Annotated in this window: 15 protein-coding genes; 8 read left to right on the plus strand and 7 right to left on the minus strand. The window is 61.8% G+C overall.

Annotation, left to right across the window (positions count from 1 at the left end; translation table 11 throughout):
- Entirely contained in the window at positions 1–1,188 is a 1,188-nt protein-coding gene (locus RHE_RS28825; protein WP_011428766.1) for a PLP-dependent transferase, read from the plus strand.
- Here the strand turns inward: RHE_RS28825 and RHE_RS32370 are convergent.
- Positions 1,079–1,735 carry a sigma-70 family RNA polymerase sigma factor gene (locus tag RHE_RS32370; protein WP_011428767.1) on the minus strand — a complete coding sequence of 219 codons (657 nt, stop codon included), beginning with the start codon at positions 1,733–1,735 and terminating at the stop codon, positions 1,079–1,081. The genes RHE_RS28825 and RHE_RS32370 overlap by 110 nt on opposite strands.
- A 164-nt stretch (positions 1,736–1,899) precedes the next feature.
- On the opposite strand from RHE_RS32370, the gene RHE_RS28835 reads away from it, so the two are divergent.
- The 3 genes from RHE_RS28835 to fhuB are packed head-to-tail and all read left to right on the plus strand — an operon-like array spanning position 1,900 to position 5,218.
- On the plus strand, positions 1,900–2,391 hold the full coding sequence (locus tag RHE_RS28835; RefSeq protein ID WP_011428768.1) for a GNAT family N-acetyltransferase: 492 nt from the start codon (positions 1,900–1,902) through the stop codon (positions 2,389–2,391).
- Positions 2,392–2,423: 32 nt separating this feature from the next.
- The gene (locus RHE_RS28840; RefSeq protein ID WP_011428769.1) at positions 2,424–3,254 is read left to right on the plus strand and encodes an iron-siderophore ABC transporter substrate-binding protein; all 831 of its coding nucleotides are present in this window, start codon (positions 2,424–2,426) and stop codon (positions 3,252–3,254) included.
- The gene (gene fhuB / locus RHE_RS28845) at positions 3,254–5,218 is read left to right on the plus strand and encodes a Fe(3+)-hydroxamate ABC transporter permease FhuB (RefSeq protein WP_011428770.1); all 1,965 of its coding nucleotides are present in this window, start codon (positions 3,254–3,256) and stop codon (positions 5,216–5,218) included. Before RHE_RS28840 ends, fhuB begins: the two co-directional genes overlap by 1 nt.
- A gap of 13 nt (positions 5,219–5,231) precedes the next feature.
- Here the strand turns inward: fhuB and RHE_RS28850 are convergent, their stop codons facing one another.
- Positions 5,232–5,981 carry an SDR family oxidoreductase gene (locus RHE_RS28850; protein ID WP_011428771.1) on the minus strand — a complete coding sequence of 250 codons (750 nt, stop codon included), beginning with the start codon at positions 5,979–5,981 and terminating at the stop codon, positions 5,232–5,234.
- A gap of 95 nt (positions 5,982–6,076) precedes the next feature.
- Here RHE_RS28850 and RHE_RS28855 point away from each other — a divergent pair, with 95 nt between their 5' ends.
- A complete protein-coding gene (locus RHE_RS28855; protein WP_011428772.1) occupies positions 6,077–6,994 on the plus strand; it encodes an AraC family transcriptional regulator in 918 nt (305 codons plus the stop codon).
- A 9-nt stretch (positions 6,995–7,003) separates the two neighbouring features.
- On the opposite strand, the gene fhuF is transcribed toward RHE_RS28855, so the two are convergent.
- Positions 7,004–7,789 carry a siderophore-iron reductase FhuF gene (gene fhuF / locus RHE_RS28860; protein ID WP_042120016.1) on the minus strand — a complete coding sequence of 262 codons (786 nt, stop codon included), beginning with the start codon at positions 7,787–7,789 and terminating at the stop codon, positions 7,004–7,006.
- A gap of 4 nt (positions 7,790–7,793) precedes the next feature.
- Positions 7,794–9,968 (minus strand): TonB-dependent siderophore receptor, encoded by a 2,175-nt coding sequence (locus RHE_RS28865; protein WP_011428774.1) that lies wholly within the window; start codon positions 9,966–9,968, stop codon positions 7,794–7,796.
- Between the two features lie 384 nt (positions 9,969–10,352).
- Here RHE_RS28865 and RHE_RS28870 point away from each other — a divergent pair, with 384 nt between their 5' ends.
- Both RHE_RS28870 and RHE_RS28875 read left to right on the plus strand, forming a co-directional pair.
- The gene (locus tag RHE_RS28870; protein WP_011428775.1) at positions 10,353–11,027 is read left to right on the plus strand and encodes a L,D-transpeptidase; all 675 of its coding nucleotides are present in this window, start codon (positions 10,353–10,355) and stop codon (positions 11,025–11,027) included.
- A 14-nt stretch (positions 11,028–11,041) separates the two neighbouring features.
- Complete coding sequence (locus RHE_RS28875; protein WP_011428776.1) at positions 11,042–11,578, plus strand: OmpA family protein; 537 nt, start codon at positions 11,042–11,044, stop codon at positions 11,576–11,578.
- A 308-nt stretch (positions 11,579–11,886) separates the two neighbouring features.
- Here the strand turns inward: RHE_RS28875 and RHE_RS28880 are convergent, their stop codons facing one another.
- Together RHE_RS28880 and RHE_RS28885 are read right to left on the minus strand one after the other, a co-directional pair.
- The gene (locus tag RHE_RS28880; RefSeq protein WP_042120017.1) at positions 11,887–12,357 is read right to left on the minus strand and encodes an Hsp20 family protein; all 471 of its coding nucleotides are present in this window, start codon (positions 12,355–12,357) and stop codon (positions 11,887–11,889) included.
- Between the two features lie 235 nt (positions 12,358–12,592).
- Positions 12,593–15,058 (minus strand): glycoside hydrolase family 3 C-terminal domain-containing protein, encoded by a 2,466-nt coding sequence (locus RHE_RS28885; RefSeq protein WP_011428778.1) that lies wholly within the window; start codon positions 15,056–15,058, stop codon positions 12,593–12,595.
- Positions 15,059–15,229: 171 nt separating this feature from the next.
- Here RHE_RS28885 and RHE_RS28890 point away from each other — a divergent pair, with 171 nt between their 5' ends.
- Positions 15,230–15,859, plus strand: a complete 630-nt coding sequence (locus RHE_RS28890; protein WP_042120018.1) for a TetR/AcrR family transcriptional regulator — start codon at positions 15,230–15,232, stop codon at positions 15,857–15,859.
- Here RHE_RS28890 and RHE_RS28895 read toward each other — a convergent pair.
- Entirely contained in the window at positions 15,817–16,701 is an 885-nt protein-coding gene (locus RHE_RS28895; protein WP_011428780.1) for an alpha/beta hydrolase, read from the minus strand. The genes RHE_RS28890 and RHE_RS28895 overlap by 43 nt on opposite strands.
- Positions 16,702–16,811 lie beyond the last annotated feature (110 nt).

Here is a 16,811-nt window from a genome sequence, read left to right on the forward strand (position 1 = left end):
ATGAACCAGTCCTTCAGCCCCCGCGACCTTGGCGCCCATGCGGCCGCCGACGATCTCTTCACCCCCGTCCATCCGGCCGCCTTCAACGCCGTCTCGCCGCCGATCTTCCAGACCTCGCTCTTTACCTATGATAGCTACGAGGCGATGGAGGATGTCTTCGCCGGCCGGACGCGCAACTTCATCTATTCGCGCGGTGACAATCCGACCGTTCGCGAATTCGAACTGCTGGTCGCCCGCCTCGAAGGCGCGGAGGATGGGCGCGCCTTTTCCAGCGGAACGGCCGCCATCACCTCGACCATTCTCAGCCTGGTGGAAGCGGGCGACCGCGTCGTTGCCGTCCGCCATCTCTATAATGACGTCTATCGCCTTCTGGTGAAGCTGCTCGGCCGGCTCGGCGTCACCGTCGATTTTGTCGATCCCTCCGACCATGACGAGGTGCGCAAGGCGCTGCCGGGCGCCAAGCTGCTCTATCTCGAAAACCCGTCTTCCTTCATCTTCGAGCTTCAGGACATCGTCGCGCTGTCGGCCATGGCGAAAGAGGCCGGCGTGACGACCATCATCGACAATAGCTGGGCGACGCCGCTTTTCCAGAAGCCGGTCCAGCATGGCGTCGATATCGTCGTCCACGCCGCCTCGAAATATCTCGGCGGCCATAGCGATACGGTCGCCGGCGTCGTCGTCGGCTCGAAGGAGGCGATCGCGAAGATCAACTCGACATCCTACCCTTATGTCGGCGCCAAGCTCGCGCCCTTCGAGGCCTGGCTGCTGCTGCGCGGCATGCGCACGCTGCGGGTGCGCCTCAAGGAGCACGAGCGCAGCGGGCTTCTGCTCGCCGATCGGCTGAAGCAGCATCCCGGCATCGCGCGTGTCCGCCACCCGGCCTTTCAGGACCATCCCGGGCGGGCGACGCTTACGGGTTATGCCGGGCTCTTCGCCTTCGACCTCACGCCCGATATCGATGTCGCGCGCTTCGTCAACGCGCTTCGCGAGATCCGCCTCGGCGTCAGCTGGGGAGGGCCGGAAACGCTGGTGGTTCCGGCCAAGGTCGCGCTGCAGATCCCCGACCGGATGACCACCTTCATCCGGTTCGGCGTGAGCGAGCAGACGATCCGTTTCGCTGTTGGGCTGGAAGAGCCGGAATTGCTGTGGAACGATTTGCAGCAGGCGCTGCACGCCGCGAAGCGGTGATTTCCCGCGGGCGCTCGTGATCGGGGCGGGCAGGCTCGGTCATTGCCAGATGGCAATGCTGCTCCGCCGCCTTGATCATGAAATTGACGAGCGTTCGGGAAACGCCGAGCTCGGCCGCGATATCCTTCTGCGGCACGCCGTTCAGGCGATGGCGGATGAAGGCGTCGTTGGTGCGCTTCGGCAGCGCCTCGAGCGAGGCCAGCACGTCGCGCAGGGTTTCGGCGGCGACCAGTTGATCGAGCACGGTGGGAATGGGCGCCGTCATTTCCTGAACCTGGTCGATCGACCTATAGTTGTTCATCTGCTGGCGGCGCCGGCGGCTCTCGTCGAGTGCGAGGTTATAGACCATCCGGAAGGCATAGCCGATCGGGCAACGGACGCCCTCGACATTGACCCCATAAGCTTTGATGACACCATCCTGAAATATATCCTCAGAATATGACCTTGATTTGATAACGCTTTCAATCGTTTTGAGGAGCTTGTCCTTGTTTTCGATCATGGCGTTGACCACGGCATTTCCGTTCACATCACGATGCGATGCTCGCATTGTCCTGTACCTTTTTTACAAATGGAAAATCAGGCTCTGTCGTTGCTGGTCGGTGCGGTCTTGGCATTCCTTTATCGAAGGAAGCTACACGATGTGATTGCAGTGTCTATTTTAAGGTGATAACAGGAGTCAAGTTTAAATCGACCGAGTGAAGGCGAGAAAAAATGAGACGAACAGTCGAGATTCTGACCGGCAAGGCGGAGCTCTGCCGATCGATCATGGGGGCTTTGCCCGACTGGTTTTCGGAACCCGAGGTCATCGAGGCAAGCGCCCGGGCGGTCGAGGAACTGCCGGTGTTCGGATATATCGAGGCGGATGTCGTCACCGCCATGATCGCCCTGAAGCCGCACCTGCCTGATGCCGTCGAGATCGCGCTCATTGCGACCCGGCCCGAATATCACGGCCGCGGCGCCGGACGCCATCTCGTCGATGCGGCCGAACGATTCGCCCATGAATCGGGCGCCCGGCTGCTGACGGTCAAGACGCTGGCGCCGCGCGGCCGCGACGAGCCGCAATTCGAGGCGACGCGGCGCTTCTATGACCGGACCGGCTTCATCAGGGCCGAAGTCTTTGCAAAACTCTGGCATGAGGATCATCCGTGCCTGTTCATGGTCAAACCGCTCATGGAGACGCAGCTGAGCAGGACCGCGCTTTGAGACGACGAGACTTTCTTCTTGGCGCGTTGGCAATGACCGGCGGCCCCGCCATCGCACGCGCTGGCGATGCCAACGTCGTTTCACTCGATTACGGACTGGCATCGACGATGCTGGCGCTCGGCAGCGTGCCGCGCGCAATCGCTTCCCTCAGGAACTGGTCGGAATGGGTGGTCGAGCCGGCGATGCCCTCAGGCGTCGTCGATATCGGCACCACAGCCGAGATCAATCTCGAAGTCCTTACAAGCCTCAGGCCATCGCTCATCCTCACTACGCCTTTCCTTGCGGCGCTGGACGAAAAACTATCCCGGATCGCGCCAGTGGAAATCTTCACCGTCTATGCCGAGAATGGCGAAGCGCTCGACCGCTCCTACGCCGAAACACTGCGTCTCGGCGCCATGATCGGGCGGCAGAGGGAAGCGGAGGCATATCTCGCCCGCGCCGACGCCACCTTCGGCCGGCTGCGCGACCGAATGAAAGGCCTGTCCACGCGCCCGGTCGCCGTCATCAACTTCATCGACCAGAGGCATGCGCGCATCTATGGCGGCCCCGGACTTTACGGCGGCGCGATGCGCCGGATCGGCATCGAGAACGCCTGGAAAGGCGAGGCGAGCTACTGGGGATTTCAGACGATCGGCCTAGAACAGCTCGCCGAACTCGATGAAGAGGCGCATCTTGTTGTCGTTTCGCCACTGCTTCCGCCCGATGTCCTGACCCGGCTTTCCGAAAGCCCGCTCTGGACCAGCCTTCCCTTCGTCCGGCGGCAGCGGATCTCGGTCGTTCCAGGCGTGCTGATGTTTGGAATGGTCCAGGAAGCCCTGCGCTTTTCGACTTTGATGGTCGGCGTTCTGGAGACTGCTGCCTGATGAAAGCGCAAATTTCCGGCTTTGGCGCGCCCGCCCTCGCGGCGCTGCTGCTGTTTTCCGGCCTCGGCCTGGCTCTCCTCGACCTGCTGCCGGCGTTGCCGCATCTGGAGACATCAGGCGGATACGACGCCCAGCACCTTCTCCTTCTCTATTCGACGCTTCCGCGCATGGCGACGGCCCTGATCACCGGCGCCGCCCTCGCGCTGTCGGGCACGATCCTGCAGCAGGTGCTGCGCAATCCGCTCGCTTCGCCGACGACGCTTGGCGTTTCGGCCGGGGCGAATCTGGCGCTGGTCTCCGTCATGCTCGCCTTCCCCTCGCTGACGGGATGGGGCCGCGACGCGGTCGCGCTTGCCGGAAGTGCCGCTGCCGCCTTCGCCATCTTCTCGATCAGCGCCCGGCACGGCTTCTCGCCCTTTTCCCTCATCCTCTCGGGCATGATCATCGGCCTGTGGTGCGGAGCGGCGGCGGCCATCCTGATATTGATGAACGATCAATATCTCTCCGGGATCTTCATCTGGGGCGCTGGATCGCTCTCGCAGCAAAGCTGGGCGATCCCGATATCGCTGCTGCCTAAGGTAGCCCTCCTCGCCGGCCTTGCCTTTCTCGCCGCGAGGCCGCTGGCGCTGAGCCAGCTCGGCGATGCCGGCGCGACGAGCCTCGGTCTGCCGATCAAATGGTCGCGCGGCGTCATCCTGGCAATCGCAATTGCGCTGAGCGCGCTGGTCACCAGTGCCGTCGGCGTTATCGGCTTCATCGGACTGGTCGCCCCGCAGATCGTTCGGCTGGCCGGCGCACGCCGCGTCGTCAGCCAATTGATCTGGTCGCCCATTGCCGGCGCCGGCCTTCTTCTTCTGACCGACGAGGCGATCAAGCTCCTTGCCCCCGGCGACTTCGTGCCGACAGGGGCAGTAACCGCGCTGCTCGGCGGACCGATCCTGATCGCTCTGTTGCCGCGCCTTGCCACCGCCAGCCGCACGCCGCCAGGCATGGCTTCGCCAAGAGTTGCCGTCGCCAACAGAACGGTATCGCTTGGCCTGCTGCTTCTCGCTGTCGCCGCGCTGGCAGCGGCAGCGATCTTCTTCGGACGCGCGCCGGACGGCGCCTGGGCGTGGCTGCCGGCCGCCGCGTGGGATGACATCCTTCCCCTTCGCCTGCCGCGCGTCGCCGCAGCTTTCGGCGCCGGAACCGTGCTCGGCGTGACCGGGCTGATCCTGCAGCGGCTGACCGGAAACGAAATGGCAAGCCCCGAAGTGCTCGGGGTTTCGGCCGGAGCGACGCTCGGCGTCGCGGCCGCCATGTTCGCCTTTGCCGCGCCAGGACTGACGGTGCAGCTTGCCTTTGCCGGCGGCGGCGCGCTTGCGGTTCTACTGCTGATCTTCCTCTTGAGCGCCCGTTCGGGCTTCGGCCCGAACCGCGTGCTGCTCGCCGGCATCGCCTTCGGCGCGATCCTCGACGCCGGGATCGGCGTGCTGGCGGCCAGCGGCGATCCGCGCGGTCTGGCGCTGATCCGCTGGATGTCGGGCTCGACCTATTTCGTCGACAACAACGTTGCCGCAAGCGCCCTCATCATTGCGCTTGCCTGCCTCATCGCGGCCTTTCTCGCCAGCCGATGGCTCGCCCTGCTGCAGCTCGGCTCGGAAACGGCGAGTGAACTCGGCCTCAGGATCGCTCCGGCACGCGGCGTCCTCTTTGGGCTTTCGGCGATCATGACGGCCGCCGCCACGCTCGTCGTCGGCCCCTTGAGCTTCGTCGGACTGATGGCGCCCCACCTCGCCCATGGCCTCGGACTTCGCCGTCCCTCCATCCAGCTCCTCGCCGCCGCGCTGATCGGCGCGACCCTGCTCGTCATCGCCGACTGGGCCGGCCGCATGATCGCCTTTCCCTACCAGGTCCCTGCGGGTTTGATCTCGGCCCTGGTTGGGGCGCCGATGCTGCTGTTCGTTCTGCGCGGGCGACCTTAAGGGGCCGCCGCCTTCATACCGCCAATGCTTCGGCGTCGACGCCTGCAGGGATGCGCAACGGACACGAAGGATCGGTCGCAGCGCGCCATACTGCCTCGACGACGTCGACGGGCTGTGTCAGAGCGGTCGCCGACTGCTGCTCCCACGAAGCGAATACGTCTGCGACGACCGACGAATAAGCCTCCGGGAAGCCGCCCTGTTGTTGAATCCGTGAGCGCGCCGTATCGCCGAACCGAGTCTCCGGCGCGCGCCCCGGGAGCACGATCCTCACGCGCACATTGAAGGGCTCGAGCTCGAGCGCGACAGACTCGGTGAACGCGTTCACCGCAGCTTTGCTGGCCGTATAGACCGAGAGGAGCGGGAGCGACTTGAGCGTCACGCTCGACGTGACGTTGACGATGACCCCCTCCTGCCGCTCCCGCATCTGCGGCAGAACCGCTTGCGTCATCGCGATCGTTCCGAGAGTGTTCGTCTCAAAAACATCGCGAGCGATCTCCATTGGCGTTCCCTCAACGGCGTTGAGCCAACCGATGCCGGCGTTGTTGACCAGCACATCCACAGGACCAGCGGTCTCAACAGCAGCGCGGATGCTTTCAGGGCTCGTGACATCAAGCGCAACGATCTTGAGATGGTCCGAGATCGGCAGAAGGTCTTGGCGCGGCATTCGCATGGTGGCGATCACCTTCCAGCCATGCGCGAGAAAGAACCTGCCAATTTCCAGCCCGAACCCCGACGAGCATCCTGTAACGAGAACGGTCTTCATATCTGTCTCCTATCCTTGCTGACAGCGATAGATGTAGACGGCGATGCCGCTACTGAATATCATGCATCGTCCTTGTTTCATTATCAGGAGTATCGATGAGCGACCCTCTGGCCGAAATGGTCACGCTGCTGCAGCCGGCGGCGCGCTATTCGAAGCTCGTCAGTGGCGCAGGGACGTGGCGCGTTGAGCGCCAGGAGACGGGCCAGCCTTTCTACTGCGTCGTCCTGGAGGGTTATGCGCGGCTGAGCGCGGAGGACAAGCAGCTCACGCTGCGCGAAGGCGACTTCATCCTGATCCCGGCCGCCCATGCCTTCACGATGTCGAGCCTCGACGACGGATTGTCCCCCGGCATCGATCCCCTCACCGTCACCATGCTGCCTGTAGAAACGCGTCACGGCGATCCCGAAGGGGCTCCGAATGCACGATTGCTGGTCGGCCACTTCGCTTTCGGCTCGCCCGATGCGACTTTGCTGGTTTCCCTGCTGCCGCGGATCATCCATATCCGCGGCGACAGCAGACTGTCGGCCATCGTTCAGCTCGTCACTGACGAAGCCCGCGCCGAGCGGCCGGGAAAGAACATGATCCTGGCGCGGCTGCTGGAAGTATTGCTTGTCGAGGCGCTGCGCTCGAATGCTGGGGAGAAGGCGCCGCTTGGAATTCTGCGTGGCCTAGGCGATCCACGCCTTGCTGTGGCTATCCGTCGGCTGCATGAAAATCCCTCCAAGGAATGGACGGTGCAGCAGCTTGCCGGCGAGGCTGCCCTGTCGCGGTCGGCGTTTTTCAATCGCTTTCGTCGCGCTGTGGGCATAGCGCCGATGGAATATCTGATATCGTGGCGCATGGCGCTCGCCAAAAACCTGCTGAGCCAGGAGGATATCGGCATTCAGGAGATCGCCGAACGCGTCGGCTATGGCTCCGCAAGCGCGTTCAGCACGGCATTTACGCGCTTTGCCGGATTGCCGCCCTCAAGATATGCCGAGCAGTCAAAAACCATTTCAAACGCCGCCGCATGACGAGCGGCGTCAATGCCGCCCGTCCGGCAGCGGACAGGCTTCGCCGCAGCCGCCGACATCAGGCAGGTTATAGCGCAGGCAGCAGACTTTGCGGCGAGCAAATTCGAGGCCGCATTGCTGGCGCGCGATGCGGATCATGCCGAACATCGGATTGCGCCGGCCGCACGGCCATGCGGCTTCGTCAAGCAGCGCCAGACCGCCTTCGACGAGAGCGGGCTCGTGGCGGTGGGCGATCTCTTTCAGGATCCAGGAAAGATATGCCGCGGCATTGTTCCAGAGAAGCTTCGGCGCCACGCCGGCATTGGCCGCGATCGCCGCGATGACCGGTTCGGCATGGCCGAGCATCAGCCGGTGAAGCTCGGCAGCCGGATCGGCCGCAGCCTCCGGCCGATCGGACATCACGAATGCGTCCGGCTCGCCTGTCTCACCATTGCAGACCAGCGACAGCCGGTCCATCTCCAGCGGCAGCGCGATGCGGTTCACGAACATATGGACGGTCGGCGCGATCGTCAGCATGCTGAAATAATAGAGCGTCCACATGGAGACGATCGCACGGCGGTCGCTGCCCGGAAATTTTTGCGCATAGCGCGCGATGATGCCGTCAAAGACGTCGCGGTCGCCAAGATCCCTGCAGGGAATGACAATCCCGGCCGGCGGCGGAGAGGCAAGCAGCTTGCCGCGGCAATAGGCGAACGGGCCATCGCCCACCAGGCCGTCGAGGTCGACCGCCTGGTGGGCGACAGGATGATCGGCGATCGAAGGGCGTGAGGCCGCCCCGTTCATCTCCGCCGCCATGGTGCTACCACCGATACTTCAGGGTGCCGGTCATGTTGCGACCCTGGCCGAGGTAGCAGAAGCCCTCGTTGCAAACGGTATCGCGTTCATCGGCGATGTTGCGGATATTGAAGGCTGCAGTCAGGCCTTCGTATTTCTTGTCGACCGCGCCGAAGTCATAAGCGGCGGACGCGTCGATGTAGAAGCTCGAGGGGTTCTTTGACGTATTCGCCGTATCCGTCCAATTCTCGCTGACATAACGGACACCCGCGCCGACGGAAAGGCCATGGAAGGGGTTGGTTTCCTGGAACGTGTAGTTGGCCCAGAGGCTGGCGACATGTGAAGGTGTGAGGGCTGGCGTATTGCCCTCGTTTTCGCCGCCTCCCGTCACTTCTGAATGGTTGTAGGTGTAGGCCGCAATGAGATCCCAGCCATCGGCTACCGCCGCGCGGGCTTCCAGTTCGATACCCTTTCCGGTCACCTCACCGATCGATCCATAGGCAAACAACAGCGGGTCGACCAGCACCGGCTTGTTCTTTTCGACGATGTGATAGGCAATGGCCGACAGCAGGATGTCGGAGCCCGGCGGCTGGTATTTCACACCTACCTCGTACTGTTCACCCTCTGTCGGCGCCAGGATCTTGCCTGAGGTCGAACGGTTGGTCACCGGATCGAACGAGGTGGCGTAGGAGACGAAGGGAGCAATGCCGTTGTCGAAGAGGTAGAGGGCACCGGCTTGCCAGGAGAAGGCGTTCTTATCGACCTCCTCCGAGCTGACCGCGGGCAAAATCGCATCGCGCGTCTGGTTCACCCAGGTCTGCCGGCCGCCGAGGTTGAACCGCCAGTTCCCGACCTCGATCTGGTCCAGCGCGTAAATGCCGACCTGCCGCATGTCGGCATCGGAAGCCAGGATGCTGTAGTCCGGCGTGGCGCCCGAGACACCATAGGTCGGATTGGCGATATCGAAGTCGAACGCCGGATCGGCAGCGCCGGCGCCGTAGCCAAAGCTCGACTGGAGATTGGTGTAGTCGAGCCCGAACAGCATCGTATGGGCCAACGGGCCCGTGTCGAACTTCGATTCGAGCTGGTTGTCGACCTGGAACACGTTCATTTCGTCGCGGATCGCATTTGTGCCACGATGCGCGACGGTCCCGGTCCAGCCGGTAACACCGAGATAGCGAGCCTCCAGATTGAGATGCGAGTAACGCAGGTTCTGCCGGAAGGTCAGGCCGTTGTCGAATTCATGCTCGAACTGATAGCCGACCTGCTGCTGCCTGACCTTCTGGTCGTCGTAGTCGGGATCGCTCTCCCTGAGCTCGTGGATCTTCCCGTCCAAGGTCGTGATCGCGCCGACGTTGGAGTCGGTCTCGTCCGACTGCGCCAGGCCGTACACCGTGAACATCGTGCCCTCGTCGGGCTTCCAGGTGAAGGACGGCGCCAGGAAATAGCGGTCGTCGGCAATGTCGAAATTGGTATCACCGCGGCGGGCGAGGCCGACGATGCGATAGAGAAAATCGTCTTTGCCTTCGCCGATCGGCCCACCGAAATCGAACATCCCCTGCAGCCGGTCCTCAGTGCCGTAGCTGATGCCGACTTCGCGGATCGGCTCCTCGGTCGGAAGCTTCGATATCTTGTTGATCAGGCCGCCCGGCGATCCCGCGCCGTAGAGAACGGAAACCGGTCCCTTGATCACCTCGACGCGCTGCAGCTGATAGGGATCGGTGCGGAACATGCCGTAATTGATGTAGGGCTGGCGCAGGCTGTCACGAAAGTCTCCGACTGTGGTGATGTTGAAGCCGCGAATGTAGATCTGGTCGAAACGCGGATCGAAGCCGTTCGGCCCGGTCGTCACGCCGGCCGTATAACGCACCGCCTCGATGACTGTCTGGGCGCCGCGCTGCTCGATCTCCTTCTCGGTGGTGACCGAAACGGAACGTGGCGTCTCGACGAGCGGCGTGCTGATCTTGGTCGCGCCGGCGCTGTTCTTGGCGGTGACCGACGTCCGGTCGGCCTTGCTATCAGAGGATGCACCTTGAATGACGATTGGCTCCAGCGTCGTCGCGGTGTCACCTGCGGAGGCGCTCTGGGCAGCAGCCGGCGATGCTGCAATGCCGATCAGGAGGATCGCGGTCGTCGCAAAAAGACTTTCTCTGTAAATTCGCGATACATTATTAGAAACATTCAAAAAAACACGCGCCATTGCTTGGTCCCTACGTCACGGATGCGGGCGGAACCTATGGAGCGAAATAGAGCTTGTCAACATAAGGTGATTATTTTTGTCAGCTTTTATTCGATGATCTGGCGGTGACGGCCGTTCGCGAAGAGGTTGCACGCAGCATCGACACTGGAACGCTGGCACGGGACACCTGCGATGCAGGCTCCGGCCGCGCCTCCTGTCGATTTCCGGACCCGTACGCAGTCGGCATAACATTCTCCCGCCCGGGGTAACGAGCGAAGCAATACAGGTTCAGGAGACCCCAAAATTCCCTATCGATCTTGATCGGAAGAGGAGTTTCCTATTGAGACAAATAAAAAATCTGGTTTACTGCACTTCGCTTGTTGTCTTTCAGGGGGAGTTTAGCCGATGGTGTGGACTCGCAGAAGTATTATGCTTGGTGGATTGGCGTTGCTGGGGACCAGCGCCGTCAGCAAACCGGCAGCCGCCGCGGCATCTTCTTATTTCGATGGCGCAGCCGTCGACAACGGCGTGACGTTTCGCAGCACCAATTTCGCTAAAATCGACAGGCGCTGGCACCGCCAGGTCGTCAAATATTTCAGCAGCGAACCGATTGGTACCGTTGTCGTCGATACAAGGCACCATTTTCTCTACCTGATCATGGAGAACAAGACCGCCATCCGCTATGGAGTCGGGGTCGGCCGCGAAGGCTTCAAATGGTTTGGCCGCGCCACCATCGACGCCAAATCGCTCTGGCCGCGCTGGACGCCGCCGCCGGAGATGCGCAAACGCCATCCCGAACTGCCGGAATTCGTCTCGGGTGGCTCACCGAAGAATCCGCTTGGCCCCCGCGCCATGTATCTGCATCGCGACGGCGTCGACACCGGCTATCGGTTTCACGGCACGCTGGAGCCATGGAGCATCGGCAAGGACGCCTCCAGCGGCTGTATCCGCATGTTCAATGAAGACGCCATCGATCTTTATCAGCGCTGCCCCATTGGAACTGCTGTACAGGTTCTGCCGCATATTGCCGACCAGGCTGAGGGCGCCACTCAGGTTAGCGAAACAACTCCGGTCGAATGAGGAATATCACCCCTATGTCTGCGATGATCGGATACACCAAGCGCCTCGCTGGCGCAGCCATGCTCTTGGCGCTCGCCGCCTGCTCCACCACCGAGGTCGCCTCCCTGGAAGAACCGGCGGCGGTGCCGATGACCGGGCAGACCAACGACCCCGCCCCCGGCTTCGAGAGTGTAGCGCCGGGCAGCGAGGAGGATTTCATTCTTAGTGTCGGCCGACGGATCTACTTCAAACAGGACTCCGCCGCGCTCGATTCCGTCGCCATGGCCACTCTGGATAATCAAGCAGCCTGGCTCAACAAGAACCCGACCTGGCTGCTCAAGCTTCAGGGATTTGCCGACGATTCCGGCTCCGCCGCCCAAATGCAGACGCTCTCGCAGAAACGTGCCGATGCGGCGATGGCCTATCTGACCTCAAAGGGCGTGGACCCCAAGCGCATGTGGGCCAAGGGCTACGGCAACGACCGCGAAGTCCGCGACTGCACAGAGCGCTCCTGCAAGGTGCAGAACCGGCGCGTCGTTACCAATCTGCGCACCCAGCCGGATGCGGTCTGATGCAGGTGGACCTGCAGGAGCGCCGAAAGAGGGCTACGCTTATTGAGCCGGGATTGCGGCAAGAGAGTTCGAGGGGAGCACAATCTCAGTCCACCTCGTTCGTGCACAAGGGCCGGCCACATGGCGCCGGCCCTTGTTGACATGGAAGCCCTGTTCAGGATCGCGCTTCAGAAAGCGCGTCCGCGTTGCGGAGCTTGCCTAACGATTTCGAAAACAGAGACTTTGCCGCGTTTTTTGCGCTGCTTCCGCGACGTTTCCTGATCTCTACGATAAACGGCTTTATCCGGGACTTCATGGAGAGGCTCTCCTTAAGCCACCTGACGCTCGGATTCGATCTGAAGAGGCGCCTGCTGAAAGGAGCCGTCACCGATAACGATCTTGCGCGGTTTCATGGCTTCGGGCACTTCACGCTTCAGCGCAATCGAGAGAATACCATGCCTCAGCGAGGCATTCTCGACCCTGACGTGATCGGCGAGCTCGAAGCGGCGTTCAAATGCGCGCCCGGCGATGCCGCGATGCAGATATTCGCCGTCCTTCCCTTCGGCCCGTTGCCCCTTCACCAGAAGGACGTTCCGCTCCTGGGTGATGTCGAGGTCGCCTTCGGCGAAGCCGGCCACTGCCATCTGAATGCGATAGTCGTCTTCGCCCGTCTTGACAATGTCATAGGGCGGCCAGGCATCGATCGCCTGCAGGCGCTGCGCATTGTTCAGGAGATTGAAGACACGGTCAAAGCCGATGCTGGATCGATAAAGGGGGGCGAAGTCAAGTTCGTTTCTCATAGCCATATCCTCCGTAAAGCAACATGGGATGGAGACGCGTCGGAAACCTGCGCCTCCGCTCTGATCATCGGCCCGCTTTTGCGCTGCCGACGAAAATGATCTGGTTTCGCAGGATTTTCGATTCAAGAGCAGAATCTTAAAATATTCAGCCTGCTTTATCCGACAGGCTGGAAAAGCCTCTTGATCACTGTTTTCATTCACCTAAATCGATGGCGCGTGACCGTTTCGATATGAGTCATGCAGTCGACGGCGGCTGCATGTAGCCGGCTGGCAACGGCAGGTCGATCACGGATCTTATGTCCGCGGCGTTGGCCGCCAGAAGCAACTGATAACCGCCCGGCTCGGCCCGGAAGGACCCGGCTTCGATATCAAAATAGGCCAGATCGCGCGGCAGGATCTTCATGACGGCCGTGCCGGTTTCGCCGGGTTGCAGCAAGAGCTTTGCAAAGGCGCGCAGTTCCTTGTCCGGCCGTGCCACTTTCGCCTTCGGCGAGCGCACATAGAGCTGAACCAGTTCCGAGCCGGGGCGGTCGCCTGTATTGGTCACCTCGAGGCTGACGCTTATGCCGTCCGGTCCCATTTCACGCACCGAAAGCCGCGGCTCGCCCCAGCGGAAACTCGTATAGCCGAGGCCGAAGCCGAAGGGGAAAAGCGGCTCGACGGCGCTGATGTCGTGATGGCGGTAGCCGACGAAGACCCCCTCGGCATAGTGCACATGCCCGTCCTTGCCGGGATAGACGGCAGGATCGCCCGTGATGGCGGAATTGTCGGTCAGAGCCTTTGGAAAGGTCTGCGGCAGGCGCCCGCCGGGCCCGGCATCGCCGAACAACACGTCGGCGACCGCATTGCCGAGTTCCTGACCGGGATACCACATTTGCAGCACGGCGCGGACATTGCCGAGCCAAGGCATCTCAATGGGGCCGCCGGTCTGCAGAACGATCACGGTGTTGGCGTTGGCGGCGGCGACCTTCTCGATCAGTTCTTCCTGCAGGCCCGGCAGCCGCATATCGGGCAGATCAAGCCCTTCCGTGTCCCACTCGCCATCGCGGCCGACGAAGAGCAGTGCCACATCGGCATTGCGGGCCGTTTCGACGGCGGCCGCGATATCGGCCTCGCCGAGCGGCTTTTCGACGCCGAAACGGACGGCGATGAGGTTGATCCCCTCTTCGCTCGCCATGGACGGTTCATATTCGACGGTGAGCTCGTAGGAACGGCCCGCGTCGAGCGTCGCCGCGCCGCGCTGTTCGTCATTGGCGGTGCCGAAATAATTCGCGCCGCGCGTCCAGCCCTCATGGCCGTCGACCATGAGCCTGCCATCGACAAAGAGCCGCGCCAGCCCGGCATTGGTCATGCCGAAGACATGTTCGCCGCTCTCCTCCGGTGCATACTGCATCACCATTCGAGCTGAGAAATCGGCGGGGTCGAGTTCGTCCGACGGCAGCTCGAACCAGAAGAATTCGCCCTTGTCGACGGTATCGACATGAAGCGGATCGCCGTTGCAGCCGCGCCCCTTGAAATATTCGACGGTGATCTTTCCCTTGAACACGTCGATCAGCCGGTTATGGCGGCAGCCGACCGCGTGACTGATGCTGTTGGCATTGGAAAGGGCGGCGCGAATGCCTTCGAGAGGGCTCACCGTATAATGCGCCGCGATCTGCGCGCTGCCGCCGCCCATGACGCGGGCGGTGGCAGCATTCGGTCCGATGACGGCAATCCGGTCGAGTGAGGTCTTGGCAAGCGGCAGGATGCCATCATTCTTGAGAAGCACCGCGCCTTCGGCGCCAAGCCGCCGGATCAGCGCTCGATCCTCTGGCAGGTCGATCGCCCGTTCGGTGAGATCGGGCTTGCTCTTGAATGCGCCGACGCGTTCGAGCAGCAAGAGCATGCGCCGGGCCGAAGCGCGCACCGTTGCCGCGTCCACCTTGCCCTCGCGCACTGCCGCAACCAGCTTGTCGCCGCGGTCGCGCGCCGGGCCGGGCATTTCGAGATCGAGGCCGGCATTGATCGTCTCTGCTGTCGAATGCGAGCCGAACCAGTCGGACATGACGATGCCGTCGAAGCCCCATTCCTCGCGCAGCACCTTGGTCAGCAGCCAGTGATGCTCACTCGTATAGGTGCCGTTGAGGCGATTATAGGATGACATGACCGCCATGACGCCGGCGCGGCGCACCGCCTGCTCGAAGGGCGGCAGATAGATTTCGCGCAACGTCCGCTCGTCGATATCGGACGACATGGTCTGCCGCTCGATCTCGGATTCATTGCCGGCGAAGTGTTTTATGGTCGCCGCGATCCCCTCACCCTGCACGCCTTCGATATAGGCGACGGCGAGTCCTGACGTCAGCATCGGATCTTCGGAATAGCATTCGAAATTGCGGCCGTTGAGGCCTGATCGATGGATATTGACTGTTGGCGCGAGCAGCACGGCCGCTCCCTTGCTCTTTGCCTGGCGCGCAAGGGCAACCCCCATCTGCTTGACGAGATCGGGATTCCAGCTGGCACCGAGCGCGATGGCGACGGGAAAGCAGGTCGCCTTGACGCCGGCGACAAGCGAGCCCGCGCCGCGGGCGCCGTTCGGACCGTCCGTCACCTTGATCTTCGGCACGCCGAGACGCTCGACCGGGACAGTCGTCCAGAAATCGGCACCTGACAGCAAGGAGACCTGTTCTTCGAGCGTCATCCTGTCGAGAATGGAATCGATCATGCAAACCTCCCGTTCAAAGACTGCCAGCATCGCGCCTGTTAAACCTACCGATTACTCGGTATTTTTAAGATGTCAAGCTGACGGACCTGATGTAAGAAAGAAGCAGAGGAGATATCGGCCAGAGCATTGCGGATCGGCGCATCGCCGTTAAAAGAGCCGACCGGAGAAACGATGGCAGAACAGAAGGTGGAACAGCAAGAGAAACGACGGCGCCGTTCCCGCAAGGGAGAAGAGCGCCGCGCGGAAATCCTAGCGGCGGCGATGCGGCGCTTTGCCGAGGACGGCTATCAGAATGCCGCAATCGGCGATGTCGCCCGGGATGTCGGCCTGTCGCTGCCCGGCCTGCTGCACTATTTCCCGACCAAGGTCGATCTGCTGCTCGCCACCCTCGCCAAGCGCGATCTCGATAGCGCCAATTTTATCGGGCACTATCGCTCCGATGTCAGTGGCCTGCTGAAGGGCATGGTCGAAATCTTCCGCCACAACGCCGGAATGATCGAGGTCATCCGAGCCTTCGCCATTCTGAATGCCGAGAGCCTGATGAAGGACCATCCCGCCAAGGCGTGGTTTCTCGCTCGCACCACGGAGATGCAGAATGATATCGCCGCGACCTTCGAGCGGGCGATCGCCGATGGCTCGATCGACAAGAGGATCGACAGCAAAACGATGGCAGCCGAACTGATCGCGGTGATGGACGGCCTGCAGATGCTGTGGCTGCGCGATCCCGATCGCTTCGACATGATCGGCGGCCTGGAAGCCTATGTCGGCCGCCTGCTGGCGAGCCTCGGCTTGGAGGGCTGAACTCTCTCTTCATCGAAGCGCGCGAGCCAGATCATGATGCGGCTGACGGCTTCGTGGTATCTTTGCCCGACCAGCAAGCCTGTATGCGTCGTGCCCCAGAGACAAAAATACTCGCCGCCGATGTGCCGTGCCATCGCCTGCCCTCGCCGGTCGGCGGCGGCGTCGTTGACAGCTGAGATGACCAGGCTGGGGCAGCTGATCTTGCCGCCGTCGATGGAAATCCCCTCGGCTCCGAAATGGAAGGAAAAGGCACCGAAGGCTCTGGCAGATTCCATGGACAGGTACTTCCGCTGGAAGGCGATATCGTCGGGCGTTTCGTCGGGGCTGGATTGCTCGTCACGCACCGGCGCGGGAATAACGACGCCAGGTATCTCAGACACAAGATCATGGTAGGGCGCCTCCTCATGCACCTGCCTGGAGATGCTGGAGTCGATCAACACCAGCCCGGCGATCTCCACGCTTTCCGCCAGTTTCTGACTGAGGATTCCACCCATGCTGAAACCGATCACGACAGGAGCGACGGCACATTCCCCGGCGATTGCGGAAATCGCCTCACGAATGTCTTCCAGATAGTCCTCGAATTCGACCTTCGTGAAATCCACTGATCTGCTTTTGTAGTGACCTCGCAGATTGATGCAGTAGGAGTTCCATCCGGCCGCCATGAAATGCGGAATGTACTTGCTCCACATCCAGCTGCCGGTGAAGGCGCCATGGATGAAAAGCAGAGGCGGCCGATCTGCCTCATCCGAACGATTGTTCCCAGGAAAGATTTCCAGGAACAGGTCGCTCTTGCCAATATATCTTGCTGTGTGCTCCGGCAATTCTTTCGTGTAGTCCCGCATGCATCCACTCCTTGTTCCCGGCAGCCCATCCGTTCCGGCTGCCTAACAAAGGATATTTGTTATGCAATGTTGATCAATCACCGGGTATGGACATACATAAAGGACAAAAT

Origin of the sequence: Rhizobium etli CFN 42, assembly GCF_000092045.1 — a bacterium.
Lineage (GTDB): Bacteria > Pseudomonadota > Alphaproteobacteria > Rhizobiales > Rhizobiaceae > Rhizobium > Rhizobium etli.

Coding starts and splice junctions, on each gene's coding strand:
- RHE_RS28825 (WP_011428766.1), top strand. CDS start 1: ATGAACCAGTCCTTCAGCCCCCGCGACCTTGGCGCCCATGCGGCCGCC.
- RHE_RS32370 (WP_011428767.1), bottom strand. CDS start 1,735: ATGCGAGCATCGCATCGTGATGTGAACGGAAATGCCGTGGTCAACGCC.
- RHE_RS28835 (WP_011428768.1), top strand. CDS start 1,900: ATGAGACGAACAGTCGAGATTCTGACCGGCAAGGCGGAGCTCTGCCGA.
- RHE_RS28840 (WP_011428769.1), top strand. CDS start 2,424: ATGACCGGCGGCCCCGCCATCGCACGCGCTGGCGATGCCAACGTCGTT.
- fhuB (WP_011428770.1), top strand. CDS start 3,254: ATGAAAGCGCAAATTTCCGGCTTTGGCGCGCCCGCCCTCGCGGCGCTG.
- RHE_RS28850 (WP_011428771.1), bottom strand. CDS start 5,981: ATGAAGACCGTTCTCGTTACAGGATGCTCGTCGGGGTTCGGGCTGGAA.
- RHE_RS28855 (WP_011428772.1), top strand. CDS start 6,077: ATGAGCGACCCTCTGGCCGAAATGGTCACGCTGCTGCAGCCGGCGGCG.
- fhuF (WP_042120016.1), bottom strand. CDS start 7,789: ATGGCGGCGGAGATGAACGGGGCGGCCTCACGCCCTTCGATCGCCGAT.
- RHE_RS28865 (WP_011428774.1), bottom strand. CDS start 9,968: ATGGCGCGTGTTTTTTTGAATGTTTCTAATAATGTATCGCGAATTTAC.
- RHE_RS28870 (WP_011428775.1), top strand. CDS start 10,353: ATGGTGTGGACTCGCAGAAGTATTATGCTTGGTGGATTGGCGTTGCTG.
- RHE_RS28875 (WP_011428776.1), top strand. CDS start 11,042: ATGTCTGCGATGATCGGATACACCAAGCGCCTCGCTGGCGCAGCCATG.
- RHE_RS28880 (WP_042120017.1), bottom strand. CDS start 12,357: ATGAGAAACGAACTTGACTTCGCCCCCCTTTATCGATCCAGCATCGGC.
- RHE_RS28885 (WP_011428778.1), bottom strand. CDS start 15,058: ATGATCGATTCCATTCTCGACAGGATGACGCTCGAAGAACAGGTCTCC.
- RHE_RS28890 (WP_042120018.1), top strand. CDS start 15,230: ATGGCAGAACAGAAGGTGGAACAGCAAGAGAAACGACGGCGCCGTTCC.
- RHE_RS28895 (WP_011428780.1), bottom strand. CDS start 16,701: ATGCGGGACTACACGAAAGAATTGCCGGAGCACACAGCAAGATATATT.